8 protein-coding genes and 1 pseudogene are annotated in these 16,428 nt (G+C 69.6%); 3 read left to right on the top strand and 6 right to left on the bottom strand.

The window, feature by feature from the left end:
* Positions 1-688 precede the first annotated feature (688 nt).
* Complete coding sequence (locus tag AC07NS_RS25845; protein ID WP_494608019.1) at positions 689-2,140, top strand: carotenoid oxygenase family protein; 1,452 nt, start codon at positions 689-691, stop codon at positions 2,138-2,140.
* A gap of 211 nt (positions 2,141-2,351) precedes the next feature.
* On the opposite strand, the gene AC07NS_RS25840 is transcribed toward AC07NS_RS25845, so the two are convergent.
* Both AC07NS_RS25840 and AC07NS_RS25835 read right to left on the bottom strand, forming a co-directional pair.
* A complete protein-coding gene (locus AC07NS_RS25840) occupies positions 2,352-3,131 on the bottom strand; it encodes a DUF1295 domain-containing protein (protein ID WP_494608017.1) in 780 nt (259 codons plus the stop codon).
* Positions 3,132-4,352, bottom strand: coding sequence for an acetyl-CoA acetyltransferase (locus AC07NS_RS25835; RefSeq protein ID WP_494608015.1), 1,221 nt, complete (start codon positions 4,350-4,352; stop codon positions 3,132-3,134).
* Between the two features lie 93 nt (positions 4,353-4,445).
* Between AC07NS_RS25835 and AC07NS_RS25830 the strand changes: the two genes are divergently transcribed.
* A complete protein-coding gene (locus AC07NS_RS25830) occupies positions 4,446-5,396 on the top strand; it encodes a winged helix-turn-helix transcriptional regulator (RefSeq protein ID WP_494608013.1) in 951 nt (316 codons plus the stop codon).
* Positions 5,397-5,531: 135 nt separating this feature from the next.
* Here the strand turns inward: AC07NS_RS25830 and AC07NS_RS25825 are convergent, their stop codons facing one another.
* The 3 genes from AC07NS_RS25825 to AC07NS_RS25815 are packed head-to-tail and all read right to left on the bottom strand — an operon-like array spanning position 5,532 to position 11,268.
* The gene (locus AC07NS_RS25825; protein WP_494608011.1) at positions 5,532-8,648 is read right to left on the bottom strand and encodes an efflux RND transporter permease subunit; all 3,117 of its coding nucleotides are present in this window, start codon (positions 8,646-8,648) and stop codon (positions 5,532-5,534) included.
* Positions 8,648-9,715, bottom strand: a complete 1,068-nt coding sequence (locus AC07NS_RS25820) for an efflux RND transporter periplasmic adaptor subunit (protein ID WP_494608010.1) — start codon at positions 9,713-9,715, stop codon at positions 8,648-8,650. Before AC07NS_RS25820 ends, AC07NS_RS25825 begins: the two co-directional genes overlap by 1 nt.
* An 11-nt stretch (positions 9,716-9,726) precedes the next feature.
* Positions 9,727-11,268 carry an efflux transporter outer membrane subunit gene (locus AC07NS_RS25815; protein WP_494608008.1) on the bottom strand — a complete coding sequence of 514 codons (1,542 nt, stop codon included), beginning with the start codon at positions 11,266-11,268 and terminating at the stop codon, positions 9,727-9,729.
* 305 nt (positions 11,269-11,573) lie between these two features.
* Between AC07NS_RS25815 and AC07NS_RS25810 the strand changes: the two are divergent.
* Positions 11,574-14,812 (top strand): annotated as a pseudogene (locus AC07NS_RS25810) (TonB-dependent receptor).
* 283 nt (positions 14,813-15,095) lie between these two features.
* On the opposite strand, the gene AC07NS_RS25805 reads toward AC07NS_RS25810, so the two are convergent.
* Complete coding sequence (locus AC07NS_RS25805) at positions 15,096-16,073, bottom strand: DegT/DnrJ/EryC1/StrS family aminotransferase (protein ID WP_494608006.1); 978 nt, start codon at positions 16,071-16,073, stop codon at positions 15,096-15,098.
* Positions 16,074-16,428 lie beyond the last annotated feature (355 nt).

The following is a 16,428-nucleotide window of genomic DNA, read 5'->3' as shown; positions in this document are numbered from 1 at the left end:
TGGTCGCTGGCCGCGCGCCCCTTCGGTGCGGCGAGACCCAGTGATTATGCGGGTGGTTTGAGCGCGTCTGATCCAGGGCGCTGAGAAAGTTGCAAGGGGTTGGATTGGTTGGGGTTTGATCCGCGCTCGACGGGGATCGAGCTTCGTCTATCCCCGTCCGCAGACCCCCAACCGTAAAATCCCCGCGAAAGCGGGGACCCAGGCTTTTTCTGAAAGGCAGGGCGCTCGACGATAAAACACCTGGGTCCCCGCTTTCGCGGGGATTTTACGGGAGGAGGGATGGGCTGAGCCCAGTCTCGTCCCCTCCGTCACGCCGCGTATCCGCAGCACGCCACCTCCCCCGCTTCACGCGGGGGATGCGTTGTTGCGTCGCAGCATTCGGTCTTGAAATGACAACGTTGTCAGCATATATGGCGGGCGTCGGGGCAATTCGGCCCTGGCGACGAATATGACTGGATCTCCCATGCTGACTCTGATCGCCCTGGCCGTTTCGGCCTACAAGAACCGAGCCGTCCTCTGATTTCGGCTGCGTAAGCGCCTCTTTCGGGGCGTCCTAGGAAATGGCCCGCGCGCTCCGGCACGCGGGCCTTTCTTTTGTTTGCGATGCAGCAAATCGGCCTTTTCACGATGAAGCTTGCATAACGAGACTTACGGTCTAAGCTTCCCGGGCCAGCCTGGGGAGGACGGCATGAAAGTCGCGCGACAACCCGCGGTCCGCACATCGCTTGGGCCCACCGACCATCCGTACATGACCGGCGCCTGGACGCCGCAGCACGAGGAGCTCGACGCCGAGGACCTGGTGGTGCTGGAGGGCGCGATCCCGGTCGAGCTGGACGGGATCTATCTGCGCAACACCGAAAACCCGGTGCACGACCCGCTGGGCCGCTACCACCCGTTCGACGGCGACGGCATGGTGCACCAGATCGACTTCCAGGGCGGTCGGGCGCGGTATCGCAACCGGTTCGTGCGCACGCGCGGCTTCGAGGCCGAGCAGGAGGCGGGCCAAAGCCTATGGGGCGGGCTGGCCGACGGTCCGGGCGTGTCGCTGCGGCCGGGCTTCGGCGCCCATGGAGGGCTGAAGGACAGCGCCAGCACCGACATCGTCGTCCACGCCGGCGAGGCGATCGCCACCTTTTACCAGTGCGGCGAGGCCTATCGGCTGGATCCGCTGACCCTGGAGACCCTGGGGCCGGCGCCGTGGGCGCCGATCGACGGGGTCTCGGCCCACGCCAAGGTCGATCCTGCGACCGGGGAGCTTCTGTTCTTCAACTACTCCAAGCACGCGCCCTACATGCATTACGGGGTGGTCGATCGGACGGGGCGGCGGACGCTGTACCAGCCCGTGCCGTTGCCGGGACCGCGCCTGCCGCACGACATGGCGTTCAGCCGGAACTGGGCGATCTTCAACGACCTCCCGGTGTTCTGGGACGCGGGCCTGCTGGAGCGGGGCATCCACGCGGTGCGGCTGCACAAGGGCGTGCCGTCGCGCTTTGCTTTGGTGCCGCGCGGGGGCGGCGAGCCGCGCTGGTTCAAGGCCGCGCCGACCTACGTGCTGCACTTCCTCAACGCCTATGAGGAGGGCGACGAGGTGGTGGTCGACGGCTATTTCCAGGAGAACCCGACGCCGAGGCCCTTGGCGGGTGCGCCCGAGCAGTACGCCCACCTGATGGCCTATCTGGACGAGCACAGTTTCCGGCCCAAGCTGCATCGCTGGCGGTTCAACCTGGCGACGGGCGAGACGGTCGAGCAGCGGCTGGACGACCGGGTGCTGGAGTTCGGCATGTTCAACCAGGCCTGGGCGGGCAAGCCCTATCGCTATGCCTATTCCACGACAGCCAGGCCGGGCTGGTTCCTGTTCGACGGCTTCGTCAAGCATGACCTGGTTTCGGGGGAGAGCCTCGAACTCAAGCTGCCGGAAGGCCGCTACGCCAGCGAAGCCCCGTTCGCGGCGCGGCCTGGGGCGGTGGACGAGGACGACGGCTGGCTGGTGAGCTTCGTCATCGACGAGGCGCAGGGCACGTCGGAGTGTTTGATCGTGGATGCGCGGAGCATGGAGCCGGTGTGCCGGGTGGCGCTGCCGCACAAGATCAGCAGCGGAACGCACAGCGTCTGGGCGGGGCGGGGTGAGCTGCGCGGCTAGTCTCGCGTCCCCCAACTCCCGTCATTCCCGCCCTTGTGGCGGGAACCCCTCTGTCAGCCGCAAGGGCGGACGGGGCGGCGTGCTCAGCACGTCGCTTGCATCTCACGTGTCAGCGGAACCAGGGTTTCCCGCCACATGGGCGGGAATGACGGGAAGTTTTGGTGGAAGCGGTCAGGGTTCCTGACCCCTCCCTCTCCCTATGGGAGAAGAGTCAGGTGCGTGGAAACCACGGCACGAACCCCGACGTCCGCGCCACGTATGCCGCGTACTCCGGCCGCGTCTTCTTCAGGCGGCCCTCCGTCGTGGGCACGCCGCTCCAGCGGGTGAGGGTGATGGTCAGCAGGATCGGGCCGACGATCGAGGCGAGCCCCCAGGGCAGGGCTTCGGCGGTGATCAGGAAGAGGCCCCACCAGACGCAGGCGTCGCCGAAATAGTTGGGGTGGCGGGTGTAGCGCCACAGGCCCTGGTCCATCACCTTGCCGGCGTTGGCCGGGTCGGCCTTGAAGCGCACGAGCTGGGCGTCGCCGACGGTCTCGAAGGCGATGCCGATCACCGCCAGGGCCGCGCCGATGGCGGCCAGCGGGCCGAGCGGTCCGGCGCTCTGGCCCAGCTGGACGGGCAGGGCGACGACGTACTGCATGACGTATTGCAGGGCGAAAACGAGCAGCAGCGAGGCCTTGGCGAAGCTCCAGCCGCGCGCCTTCTCGGCGTGGCCCAGCATGGCGACATAGCGGCGGTCGGCCCCGTGCTTGCGCCAGCGCCAGAAGAGATAGCCGCCCAGGCGCGCGGCCCAGGCGGTGCAGAGCCCCGTCAGCAGCAGGCCGCGCGGGGTGGGCGGGCCTTGCAGGAAGGCGGTCCAGGCGATCAGGGCCATGCCGACGCCCCACCAGGCGTCGATGAAGCTGACGTCGCGGATCTTCAGCGAGACGCCCCACAGCACCAGGAAGGCCAGGGCCGAGACGGCGGCGTCGACGAGCAGGATCTGCAGCATTCAGGTTCCGATCACCAGGCTGACCGTGGTGGTGGTCGAGCCGCCGATATTGAGGGTCTGGACGGTGCGGGCGCCCTCGACCTGGCCGTCGCCGGCTGTTCCCGTGGTCTGCTTGAAGGCGTCCAGCGCCATGCGCACCCCCGTGGCCCCGACCGGATGGCCGGCGCCGATCAGTCCGCCGGACGGATTGACCGGCAGGCGTCCACCCATGGCGATGTCGCCGGCCTCGATCGCCTGCCAGGCCTCGCCCGGCGCGGTGAGGCCCAGATGGTCGATGGCCATGTATTCGGTGATGGCGAAGCAGTCGTGGGTCTCGACGGCGTGGATCTCCGACAGGTGGCCGATCCCGGCCCGAGCGCGGGCGTCGTCTATGGCGCGGCGCACCTGCGGGAAGACGTGACCGCCGTCACGGCTCTTGGCCAGCTTGCGGTCGAGCGGGATGGGGGCGGAGCGATGGCCCCAACCCTTGATGCGCGACAGGCTGTCGAGCGGGATCCCACGGGCCTCGGCGTAGGCTTTCGCGCGTTCGGGCGAGGCCAGGAAGAGCACGGCGGTTCCGTCGGTGACCTGGCCGCAGTCCTGCTTGCGGGTGCGGCCCTCGACGACCGGGTTGGCGACGTCGTCGGCGGTGAAGGCCTGCGGCGGAAAGCGCCAGTCGCGGGTCTGGGCGTTGGGATTGCGGCGGGCGTTGGCGAAGTTGTTTTCCGAGATCGCCATCAGGTGTTTGTAACGCAGGCCGAAGCGCTGGTCGTAGACCTCGGCCAGATCGGAGAAGGTGGCGGGCCACAGGAAGCGGGCGTCCTGGTGTTCGTGGCCGGCCCAGGCGGCCGCGCCCAGGTGTTCGGCGGCGGTCTGGCCGGGGACGTTGCGCATCTGCTCGATCCCGACCACGCAGGCCAGACCGTAGCGGCCGGCCTCGAGCTCGGCGGCGGCCGACAGGATGGCGACGCTGCCCGAGGCGCAGGCGGCCTCATGGCGCATGGTCGGCAGGCCGTCGAGGTCGGGATGGACGAGGCCGAAGAAGCCGCCCAGCAGGCCCTGGCCCGCGAACAGTTCGCCGGCGAAGTTGCCGACGTGGCCGGTGTCGATGTCGGAAGGCGCGAGGTCGGTGGCGGCAAGTCCCTGCGCCACCGCCTCGCTGAAAGCGTCGGCCAGGCCCCAACCCTGGCGCGACCAGTTGGCGGAAAAGTCGCTCTGCCATCCCCCCAGGATGTAGGCCATCGCTCTTCTCCGCGCCGGCAGGCGAGTTTCCCGTCCCCCGCTCTTGTTAGTCTCGTTATAAAAGTGAAGAGGCGGGCGAGGCAATTGACAGGAATGTGCGAACGCCATCACCACAGAACGATGTCGCCTGAAAACCACAGTTTTCGCACGGTGCGCGCGAGTTCGGCGGCGCGTTCGCTCAATCTGATCGGTGATCGCTGGACGCTGCTGGTGCTGTACGCCGCGTTCCGAGGCGTGAACCGGTTCGACGGCTTCGTGGCGCAGACGGGCATGGCCCGCTCGCTGCTGACCGACCGGCTGGCGCGGCTGGAGACTGCAGGCGTGCTGGAAAAGCGGCTCTACCAAGAGCGGCCGGCGCGGCACGGCTATCATCTGACCGAGAAGGGGCGGGGGCTGTTCGACGCGGCCCTGATGATCCTGCGCTGGGAGGAAAGGCGCAGCGGCGAGCCGGCCCAGCGGGTGATCCACAAGCCTTGCGGCTGCGTGCTGAAGACGGAAATGGCCTGCAAGGCCTGCGGCGGGGTGGTGAGCGCGCGCGAGGTGACCGTGGCGCCGGGACCGGGCGCGGGTTTCGATCCCGCGCCGCCGCCCCGCGCCCAGCGCCGCTCGATCGCCGAAGGGGAGGGCCGCGGCGATCCGGCGGTGGAGCGGGCCGTGGCCGTGCTCGGCGACCGCTGGACCTCGTACCTGGCGGCGGCGGCGTTCTACGGCCTGAGGCGGTTCGGCGACTTCCAGGCGCAGCTCAACGTGGCCAGCAACATCCTGTCGGACCGGTTGGCGCGGCTGGTGGCGCTGGGGGTGCTGGAGAAGGTCCGCTACCAGGAGCGGCCCGAGCGCTGGGAGTATCGGCTGACCGGGGTGGGGCGCGAGCTCTTCCCGCTGATCGTGGCGCTGATGGCCTGGGGCGATCGCTGGCTGGCGGGACCGGAAGGTCCGCCCGAGGTGCTGACGCATGTGCCGTGCGGCCAGCGGCTGGAGGCGGTGGTGATCTGCGCGGCCTGCGGCGGGACGGTGGGGCCGGAGACGACGGCGGTCGCGCCTTGAGGAACCTCCCCCTGTGGGGGAGGTGATCGCGCAGCGATCGGTGGGGGGCGTGAATGCGAAAAAGGCCGGCGGAGCGGAAGCTGAAAGCTTCCCCCCACCGGCCTTCGGCCGCCTCCCCCAGAGGGGGAGGTTCTCTTACAGCCTGTCCACCGGCGTAGCTTCGCCCTGCGCTTCGCGGGGCGTGGTCCACTTGGCCATCTTGGGGGTGATCCAGCGTTCGAAGTCGTCGATGACCTCGTAGACCACCGGCACCAGCACCAGCGACAGGATGGTCGAGGTGATCAGGCCGCCGATCACGGCCACGGCCATGGGCTGGCGGAACTCCGAGCCTTGGCCGAGGCCGAGCGCGGTGGGCAGCATGCCGGCCATCATGGCCAGGGTGGTCATGACGATCGGGCGGGCCCGTTCGTGGCAGGCGTCGATCAGGGCCTCGCGCTGGCTCATGCCGGCCCGCTCCTGTTCGATGGCGTACTCGACCAGCAGGATCGAGTTCTTGGCCGCCAGGCCCATCAGCATCAGGAAGCCGATCAGCGACGGCATCGACAGCGGCTGGCCGCAGACCACCAGGGCCACCAGGGCGCCGCTGATCGCCAGCGGCAGGGCCGAGAGGATGGTGATCGGCTTGAAGAAGCTGCGGAACAGCAGCACCAGCACGCCGAACACCAGGCCGACGGCCGACAGCAGGGCCACCGCGAAGCCCGTGAAGAGCTCGGTGAAGGCCTCCTGGTCGCCGGCCGAGGCCGGGGCCACGCCGGCGGGCATGTTCTTCATGGTCGGCAGGGCGTTGATCTCGGCCAGGGCCTGGCCCAGCTGGGCGCCGCCGTTGAGGTCGGCCTCGATGGTCAGCTGCCGCTTGCGGCCGAAGCGGTCGATCTTGGCGGGACCGGCCTGGAAGCTGATGTCGGCGACGCTGTCGAGGCGGGTGATCCCGCCGGCGGCGGTGGGCACCTGCAAGGCGCCGATGGCCGCCAGGTCCGACCGCGCGCCTTCCGGCAGGCGGATGCGGATCGGGATCCGGCGCTCGCCCTGGGTCATCTTGGCGACGTTGGCGTCGATGTCGCCCACCGTGGCCACGCGGGCGATGGAGGCGATGTCGGCCACCGAGACGCCAAGGCGCGCGGCCTCGTCGGCGCGGGGCCGGATGACGATCTCCGGACCGCTGGGCGGCGAGGACGGACGCGGGTCGGCGACGGTCTTCAAGGTCCGCATCTCGCGCTCGATCTGCAGGGCGGCCTTGTCGAGGGCCGCGCCGTCGTCCGACGTGATGATGTTCTGGATGTCGGACGAACCCCAGTCGCCCTGCAGGTTGACGCGGGCGTCGGGGATGTCGCGCAGGCCGGCGCGGATCTCCTGCTTGATCTCCGTCACGGTCAGCTTGCGGTCGCCCTTGAGCACCACGGTGACGGTGCCGTCGCGGACGTCGGCGCCGCTCTGGCCGCTGAAGCCGCTGGCGATGTTGGAGCCGACCTGGACGAAGACGTGGGCGGTCTCGGGCCGGGCCGCGAACATCTTCGTCGCCGCCTGGGCCGTGCGGTCCATGTCGGCGATGGTCGCGCCGGGCGGGCCTTGCAGCTTGATGTAGTAGTAGTTGGCGTTGCCGGCCGGCTGGAAGCCGACGGCGAGCACGCCGATCGAGGCCAGGAAGCCGGCGCCGGCGATCGAGCCCAGGGTCAGCACGCCGCCGATGATGAAGGCGATGATCCGGTGGTCCAGCGCCCAGTCGAGGCTCTTGCGATAGAGGCCCTCGAACGGCTTGCGCTCGTGCGGGCGCAGGACGGGCTTGAGGAAGTAGGCGGCCAGCAGCGGGGTCAGCAGGCGGGCCACGACCAGCGAGAACAGCACCGCGACGGCGACCGTCAGGCCGAATTCCTTGAAGAACTGGCCGGGGATGCCGGGCATGTACGACACCGGCACGAACACCGCGACGATGGTGAAGGTGGTGGCCACGACCGCCAGGCCGATGGCGTCGGCCCCTTCCATGGCCGCGTGATAGGGCCGCTGGCCCTTGGCGACGCGTTTCTCGATGTTCTCGATCTCGACGATGGCGTCGTCCACGAGGATGCCGATGACCAGGGTCAGGGCCAGCAGGGTGACGACGTTCAGCGAGAAGCCGACCATGCCCATGAAAGCGAAGGTCGGGATCAACGACACCGGCATGGCGATGGCGGTGATCAGGGTGGCGCGCCACTCGCGCAGGAACAGGAACACCACCAGCGAGGCCAGCAGCATGCCTTCCAGCAGGGTGTGCTTGGTGGCCTCGAAGCTGGCGCGGGTCTCGTCGACGGTGGAGTAGATCTTGGTGAAGGTCACCCCGGCGTTCTTCTGGCCCAGGGTCTCGACGGCCTGCTTGACGCGGTCCTCGACCTCGACGTCGCTGGACTCGCGGGTCTTCATCACCTGGAAGGCGACGACGGGCTTGCCGTCGAGGCGGGCGAAGCCGCGTTCCTCGCCGGCGCCTTGGCCGACGTCGGCCACGTCGGTCAGCTTCACGTAGCGCGAGCCGACCGGGATGGTGATCTGCTGCAGCTGCTCCAGGGTGTTGGCCGCGCCGAGCACCCGCAGGGTCTGCTCGCGGCCGCCGACCGTGGCCCGGCCGCCGGGGGCGTCGAGGCTGAAATTGGCCAGGGCCTGGTTCAGCTGGGGCGCGGTGACGCCGAAGGACGCCATGCGGGCCGGGTCGAGGACGACGTTGATCTCGCGTTCGGCGCCGCCGACCCGGGCCACCTGGGCCACGCCCTTTTCGCCCTGGAGGGCGCGGGTGATGGTGTCGTCGACGAACCACGACAGGTCGGCCGTGCTCATCGAAGGGGCCGAGACCGCGTAGGTGATGATCGGGGCGCTATCGATCTCGAGCCGCTGGACGATCGGCTCGTCGACCTCCTTGGGCAGGCTGGCGCGGGCTTGGTCGACCTTGGAGCGGACCTCGTCGGTGACCTTCTGCAGGTCTTCGCCGAGCTCGAACTCGATGGTGGTGGTCGAGGCGCCCTGCGTCACCGACGAGCGGATCGTCTTGACGTTGGAGATGCCCGAGACCGCGTCCTCGACGACGCGGGTGACCTGGGTTTCAAGCTCGCCCGGGGCCGCGCCGCTCTGGGTGACCGAGACGGTCACGGCCGGGAAGGTCACGTTCGGGAACTGCTTGACCGGCAGCGACAGGTAGGCCCCGACGCCGGCGATGATCAGGGCGATGAAGACGACCGCGACCGGGATCGGGTTCCTGATCGACCAGGCTGAGATGCGGAGGTCGGCCATCAGTTGGCGGCCTTCTGCCCGTTGGCGGTCACGGGGATCGGCTTGACGACGTCGCCGTCGCCGATGAAGGCGCCCGAGCCGATGACGACGCGCGCGCCCGGAGCGGGACCCTGGACCAGCTCGACCCAGCCGCCGCCGCGGCGGCCGGTGCGGACCGGAACCTGCTTGGCGCGGTTCTGGGCGTCGATGACGACCACCGACAGGCCCGAGGCGTCGTAGCGGATGGCCGCTTCCGGCACGGCGACGACCGCCGCGCCCGAGGCGCCGAAGATCGCCTTGCCGAAGCCGCCGGCCCGCAGGTCCTCGCGCACGGGCAGACGGATGCGCACCTTGCCCAGGCGCGTGTCGGAATTGACGCGCGGGCTGATCAGGCGGATCGCGCCGGAGACCTGCGTACCGCCGGGCAGGGTGACGGTGGCCGGCTGGCCGACCGACAGGCCCGACAGGTCGCTTTCGTTGACGTCGGCTTCCAGTTCCACGAGGCCGTCGCGGACGATGCGGAACCAGGGCGTCGTGCCGCCGCCGGCGATCTCGCCCGCCTTGACGCCGCGCTCGACGACCCGGCCGCCGACCGGGGCGACGATGGTCATGCGGCTCTGGCGGGTCTTCAGCTCGTTGAGCGCCGCGGCCTGGGCCTTGGCGGTGTAGCGGCGGCTTTCGATCTGTTCCTGGCTGAGCACGCCCTGGCCGTCGAGACCCGAGACGCGGGCGGCTTCGGCCTGAGCCTGGGCGGCGACAGCGGCCTGCTGGTCGACCTGAGCCCGCAGCAGGGTGGCGTCCAGCTGGACCAGCGGCTGGCCGGCGCGGACCCAGTCGCCTTCGTCGGCATAGATACGGGCGACGCGGTAGCCGGAGAGTTCGGAGCCGACGGCGGCCTCGTCGCGGGCGATCAGTACGCCCGAGGCCTCGATCCCGCCGCCCAGCGGGCGGGTCTGGACCTCGCCGACGCTGACGGCGCGGGCCTGGCTGGCGGGGGCGGCCTTCTTTTCGTCCTTGCCGCCGCAAGCCGTCAGGACCAGAGCGGACGCGGTCAGCAGGGCGAGCGCGCGGGCGGTTTTCATCGTCATGGGCGGGGTTCTCATCGCGGAGCGCGTTCGGAAGCGGCGGCGTCGGCGGACGCGCGGGGCGGAAGCGGGGCGGGGGCGTTCGGCGACCAGCCGCCGCCGAGCGCCTTGTAGGTCTGGACGGCGCGTTGCAGGGCCTGGGTCTGGGCGCCGGTCAGGGCGCTGCGGGCGCTGCGCCAGGTCTGTTCGTTCTGCAGGTTGGTCGTCTGGTCGACGAGCCCCAGGCCATAGCCCTTGCGGCTGGCGGCGTAGGCGCTGGCGGCGCGGGCCTCGCCGGCCTTCAGCAGGGCGACGCGGCGGTTGTCGGCGGCCAGTTGGGTGATGGCGTTTTCGGCCTCGCCATAGGCCGTCTGCACGGCCTTCTCGTAGGCGACGGCGGCCTGCTCGGTGCGGGCGTCCTGGGCGTCGATGTTGGCCAGCAGTTGGGGGATGTTGAGCAGCGGGATGGTGAGACCGCCGCCGAGGGTCCAGGAGCCGGTGGTGGTCGAGGTGGTGCCGCCGCTGGCGCCGCTGCCGGTGAAGTCGAAGGCCGGCGAGACGCTCTTGGCCCAGCCCAGGCCCGGGGTCAGGGTGAAGGTCGGGAACAGGGCCAGCTGGTTGACCTTGAGGTTGCCAGCGGCGGAGGCCAGGCGCGCCTGGGCCTCGCGTACGTCCGGACGGCGCTCCAGCAGGGCGCCCGGCACCGTGGCCGGAACCGCCGGCGGGGCGTCTAGGGCGGCCTCGACGTTCAGGCTGGCCAGCGGGTCGATCCCGCGCCCGACCAGGATCAGCAGGCTGCGGCGGGCGGCCTGGAGCTGGGCTTCGTAGTCTGCGGCCTGGGCTTCGGATTGAGCCAGGGTGGCGGCGGCGCTGTCGGCTTCCGATCCGGCCGAGAGGCCAAGCTTGGCCTTCCTGGTCGCCAGCTCGCCCAGAGACTGGCTGATGCGGGCGCTTTCGCGAGCGTCGGCCAGCTGCACGGCCAGGCCCTTGGCCTCGAAATAGGACTGGGCGACGTTGGCGGCCAGGGCCGCGCGGGCGCCCTCATAGGCGAAGCGAGCGGCGGCCAGGTCGTTGTTGACCACCTGCAGGCCGGCCTTGCGACGGCCCAGGTAATCGAGCTCCCAGGAGACGTCGAAATTGGCGCTGTAGCTGTCGGTGTCGCCGCCGAGGGTGAAGCTGGTCCCGCCGCTCTGGTCGAGGATCTCGGTGTGCTTGCGGCTGGCCGCGCCCTTCACCTGGCCCGACGGGATGTAAAGCTGGCGGATGTTGCTCTTGCGGACGGCGCGGGCCTCTTCCAGCACGGCGGCGGCGCTGCGGGCGTCGGGGCTGCGCTCCAGCGCCGTGGCGATCAGGGCGTCGAGCTGGGGATCGCCGAACTGGGTCCACCACTGGTCGAGGGCGGCGGCGGGCAGGGGCGCGCCGGCCGGGGCCTCGAAGGCCGCGGGCAGGCGGGTGTCGGGCGTGCGCGGGGCGGTGGTGTTGCAGCCGGCCAGAGCCATGGCCGCGAGACTCGCGCCCATCAGGACGGCGAGGCGCGCAGGCGCGGGCCGGCGATCCGCGATCGCGTCGGAACTCATCGAGATTTCACCCCACACTGTCGGACGACCGACCCATAACGGATAGACAGGACCGTCGTTCGCTCAATTAGGGCGACAACTCACAGGAAAAAAGCCCGTCTCGCCGCTGTGCGACGGGAATTGTCCCCGATTGCGGTCACTACGTAGATGACGTCGCCCCTGGTCGGCGCCTGCGCGGCGCGATGGGGCTGGCGAGCGATGGCCGCCGATACCGGGAATTCCACGCGCCTCGGCTTGCCGGAAAATTACGGCGGTTGACGCTTGGGAAAACATACTCAATCATCGAAACAGTCGTTCGACTCTCAATGTCGAGCCCGCTCGTCCTGCGGTCGAGCGGCCAAGAAAGCTTTGCGTACAAAGTATCCGGCGAGAGGGGGATCCCAAGGTGTCGGCGTCTAAGTTCGCATCTTCCAATTTCGAAACGCGCGATTTCGCGACGGCGGGCGGCCGTCCGAGGCGTTCGCGCGCGGAGGATACCGTCGACCCCTAGAGAGAGATCCGTCCTCGCCCAAGCGCTCCGAAAAAGAAGAGACAGACCGGGAGAGGGAAGATGACCAGGAAGACCTATCTGCGCGCGGGCTCGGCCGGCGCGCTGGCGATGGCGCTCGCCGCGACGGCGGGCGCGGCGTGGGGACAGGAGGCGACGCAGGTCGAGGAGGTGGTGGTCACCGGCTCGTTCATCCGCGGCACGCCCGAGGATGCGGCCCTGCCGGTGGACGTGATCGGGGCCGAAGAGCTGCAGAAGCGCGGCTCGCCCTCGACCGTCGAGATGATCAAGGCCCTGTCGGTGTCGAACGGGGTGCTGGGCGACACCAACCAGTTCGACAGCCGCGCCCAGGGCTCGGAAGGCTCGGGCTCGGTGAACCTGCGGGGGCTGGGCTCGCAGCGCACCTTGGTGCTGCTGAACGGCCGGCGCCTGGCGATCAATCCGCTGGCCGCGGCCGGGGCGGGCATCGTCGACACCAACATCATCCCCGCCGCCGCCATCGGCCGGGTGGAGGTGCTGAAGGACGGGGCGGCGGCGACCTATGGCTCCGACGCCATCGCGGGGGTGGTCAACTTCATCACCAAGAAGAACGTCGACGGGCTGGAGATGGCGGCCGACTACCGCGCCATCGACGGCTCGGACGGCGACTACGGCCTCAGCCTGACCTACGGCAAGAAGTGGGACCACGGCGACATGCTGCTGAGCGCTGGCTGGCAGCATCGCTCCAAGCTCAGCGTCGCCGAGCGCGACTGGGCCAATCGCGGCTATCTCGACAATCCCGAGGCCGGCTGGTCGGCGGCGGGCAATCCCTCGACCTTCATCCCGGCCGCCAGCCCGACCAACGGCATGCGCGATCCGGCCTGCGCCGGCCTGGGCGGCTATCCCGGCTTCAGCGGCCTGACGCCGGTCTGCTACTGGCACTACACGCCGTTCGACAACCTGGTGGAAAAGTCCAACGCCGTGCAGGTCTATGGCGAGATCAACGCGCGGCTTTCCGACACCACCAAGCTGCACGTCGAGGCCCTGTGGTCGCACACCGACGTGCCCGACTGGAACACCTCGCCGTCCTACGCCGCCCTGGCCGTGCCGACCGCCGAGGTGGCGGCCTCGACCAGCCTGATCGGCCGCTACTACGTGCCGGCGACCAATCCGGGCCTAGCCGCCTTCATCGCCGCCAATCCGACCGTGACCCTGACGGGGCTGGGGACCGGCGCCCAGACCACGGTGCCCAGCAGCGTTTTCGCCTTCGGGGCCATCAACGCCGCCAACCGGCCCTACGGCATCGGCGGCAATCCCAAGTTCGGCTACGGCCCGTCGATCGGCTCGCGCTCGTTCGACGCCTATCGCGTTTCGACCGACCTGAAGGGCGAGTTCTCCAACGGGATCGGCTGGGAGGCGGCGCTGACCTATTCCCAGGAGGTGGGCATCCGCACCGGCTACGACACCCTGGTCAACCGCTTCGCCCTGGCGCTGCGAGGGCTGGGCGGACCCAACTGCGACACCGACCCGAACACGGCGGGGATCCAGGGCACGCCGGGCGTCGGCGGGTGCCTGTATTACAACCCCTTCGCCAGCGCGATCCCGAGCAACGCCATCACCGGCGTCGCCAATGCCGGCTACGTCTCCAGCCTGGCCAACAGCAAGGAACTGACCGACTGGTTCTTCAAGAAGCTGTCGACCAAGCAGACCTCGCGCTTGTTCGTGGCCGAGGCGGTGCTGAACGGCAAGACGGCCATCACCCTGCCGGGCGGCGACATCGCCTGGGCGGCCGGGGTGCAGTATCGCCGGACCTATTTCACCTCGACCTTCAACGACATCTCCAACGCCCTGATCAATCCGTGCGTCAACACGCCGGACTACGGGGTGACCAACTGCACGGGCTCGGCGCGGAACGGGCCGTTCATGTTCCTGGGCGTCAACACCCCGGCCGACAATCAGAGCGACGTCGTGGCGACCTTCGGCGAGCTCAGCCTGCCGATCACTGAAACCGTGCAGGCCCAGCTGGCGGCGCGGTACGAGGATTATGGCGGGGCGGTGGGCTCGACCTTCAACCCCAAGGCCTCGATCCGTTGGCAGGCGACGCCGTGGATGGCGGTGCGGGCTTCGGCCGGCTCGACCTTCCGCGGGCCGCCGGACCCGCTGACCACCACGACCTCGGTGACCTCGCTGCAGGGGATCCTGGGCGTCTTCCGGGCGGTCGACATCTTCGGCAATCCGGACCTGAAGCCGGAGAAGGCCAACACTTACAACTTCGGCCTGCTGTTCAAGGCCGGCGCCTTCAAGGCCAGCATCGACTACTTCCGGTTCGACTTCAAAAACCCGATCGTGGCCGAGCCGGTGGCCGGCATCACCAGCGCGCTCTATCCGAATGGCGCGGCGGGGACCAACAACTGTGGGAACAGCGCCTATGCCGCCTTACAGGCGCGCTTCACCTTCAACGGCGCGTGCGGCACGCCGACCACCAGCATCGCGCGGCTGAAGACCTTCTACATCAATGGCGCCCCGATCGAGAATTCGGGCCTCGACTTCTCGGCCGACTACGCCTTCGAGGGCGTGCTGGGCGGCGAACTGGCCGTCGGCGGCAGCGCGACCTGGATCCAGAAGTACGAGGTGGGCGCGACCAGCGTCGAGGGCGTGGTGGTCGAGAAGGCTTTCGACGCGGTGGGCCTCTTGAACTACCAGACCACCGTCGTGCCGATCCCGGAATGGAAGGGCGACATCTTCGCCGAGTGGAGCCGGGGGCCGCACAACCTGCGCCTTACCGTGCACTACATCGGCAAGTACACCGACCAGCGCACCGCGCCGTTCGCCACCGGGGCCTACAAGGACACGACCGGGGCGGCGGTGACGGTGGCCAACGGCAAGACCATCGACGCCCAGGTGCTGACTGACCTGGCCTATCGCGTGATCCTGCCGAGGGATGCGACGGCGAGCATCGCGATCACCAACCTGTTCGACAAGGACCCGTCCTACGCCCGGCTCGATCTCGGCTACGACCCGTTTACCGGCGACCCGCTGGGCCGGACCTACAAGCTGAGCCTGCGCAAGAAATTTTGAGATCCCCGCCTCGGGGAACTGGCGGTCGACTTCCTCCGTCGATCTCCCTGGGCCGGAGCCCGCTTGGCCGCCCCCCGCGCCGCGCGCCAGGCAGGCTTCGGCCTTTCTGTTGTTCGGGCGCAAAATTCTTCGTCATCCCGGCCGCAGCGCAGTGGAGAGCCGGGACCCAGGGGCCGACGCATTGCGGTTGCCCCTGGGTCCCGGGTCTACAGTCCGCTTCGCGGACTTTCGCCCGGGATGACGAGATTTGATGAGCGAACGAAAGTGGAAGTCTTTCGGTGGCTCAGACCTGCGCCACCGCCCTCCGAACCGCCTCGGCCAGGTCGTCGAGGTCGGCGATGTCGAGGTTGGCGGCGAAGGGCAGGCCGAGCATCTTGCCGGCCAGGTGGTCGACGACGGGAACGGCGTCGGCGGCGGCCTCGGGGTCGCGCACGCCCACGCAGGTGACGAAGCGGCCCTCGACGGCCAGCAGGGCGGCGACGGCCGGAGCGCAGCCTTCGGCGACGCTGACCACGCAGGCGCTGGACACCCACGACAGGCCCCAGCCGGGCTGGAACTGGATCGGCGAACCGAGCAGCAGCATGCGCAGGCGCTGGGCGTTGGTGGCCAGTTGCTGGCGCTTGAGGGTCCAGCCGTCGAGGCCGGCCTCGCCCTCGAAGGCGGGCGCCGACAGGCGAGCGATCAGCGCGGCGTCCTCGGCGGCGACGAACACGCCCCGGCCGCCGGGCAGGCCGACGACCACCGGGACGGGGGCGTCCATGATCACGTCGTAGCCGAAGGTGGCGTCGACCACGATCGGCAAGCCGGTCTCGGCCTGGAAGGCGGCCAGGGCGGCGAGGTCGGGCGCGCGGCCGAAGGCGCAGGTGGTGACGATGGCCTCGAGCGGGCAGGGGGCCTCGGTCAGACGCTCGCGCAGGTGGGCGGTGTCGACCATCCAGGTGAACGGATCGACGTCGACCAGCCACGGCGTCAGGCCGGCGGCGGCGACGCCCGCCAGGGTCTCGCGGCCGGCCAGGGCCGAGACGATGCAGACCCCGCCGGGACGGGCGCCCTGGGCGGCCAGCAGGTCGGCGGTGGCGGCGGCGCGGTCGGCGGCGGCGCGCACGGCGGTGGGGCGGGAGAAGCGCTGGGCCAGTCGCCCGTTCAGGTCGCCGGCCGGAGCCAGGGCGCGGGAGACGGCGTCGAAATCGATCGGCGCGTCGGAGGCGGGGCCCTGGATCTTCGGCTGCGACGCCAGAACGGCGGCTGTGAGAGAGGACATGCGATCGACGCTTCCGCAACAAAGGCGCCCCTACGACGCCATCATGGTTAACTGAAGGTATCGAGTGACTCGGGGCCGCCCGATGCGGCGCGCCGTCGCGGTGGAGGTCGGAGTTTTCCACGGATTTTGCGGGTAGAGCGCCATGATCCCTCTCTCTCTTTGAGAGAGGGAGGGGCCCGCCGCGAAGCGGTGGGAGGGTGAGAGGTTTCACCTTTGGCGAGCCCCCTAACCGCGTTCCGATCGATTTCGATCGCTGGCTTGTTGCCAATGACGGCCGCCGGCGAGGGGCCGCTGGCTGAACTACCGAGCCCCAGCCTGTGAGAGTGTAATCTCTCACCCTCCCATGGCTTCGCCA

The organism is Caulobacter sp. GW821-FHT10A10, from assembly GCF_059415745.1.
This window is presented reverse-complemented; position numbering and strand designations above follow the sequence as displayed.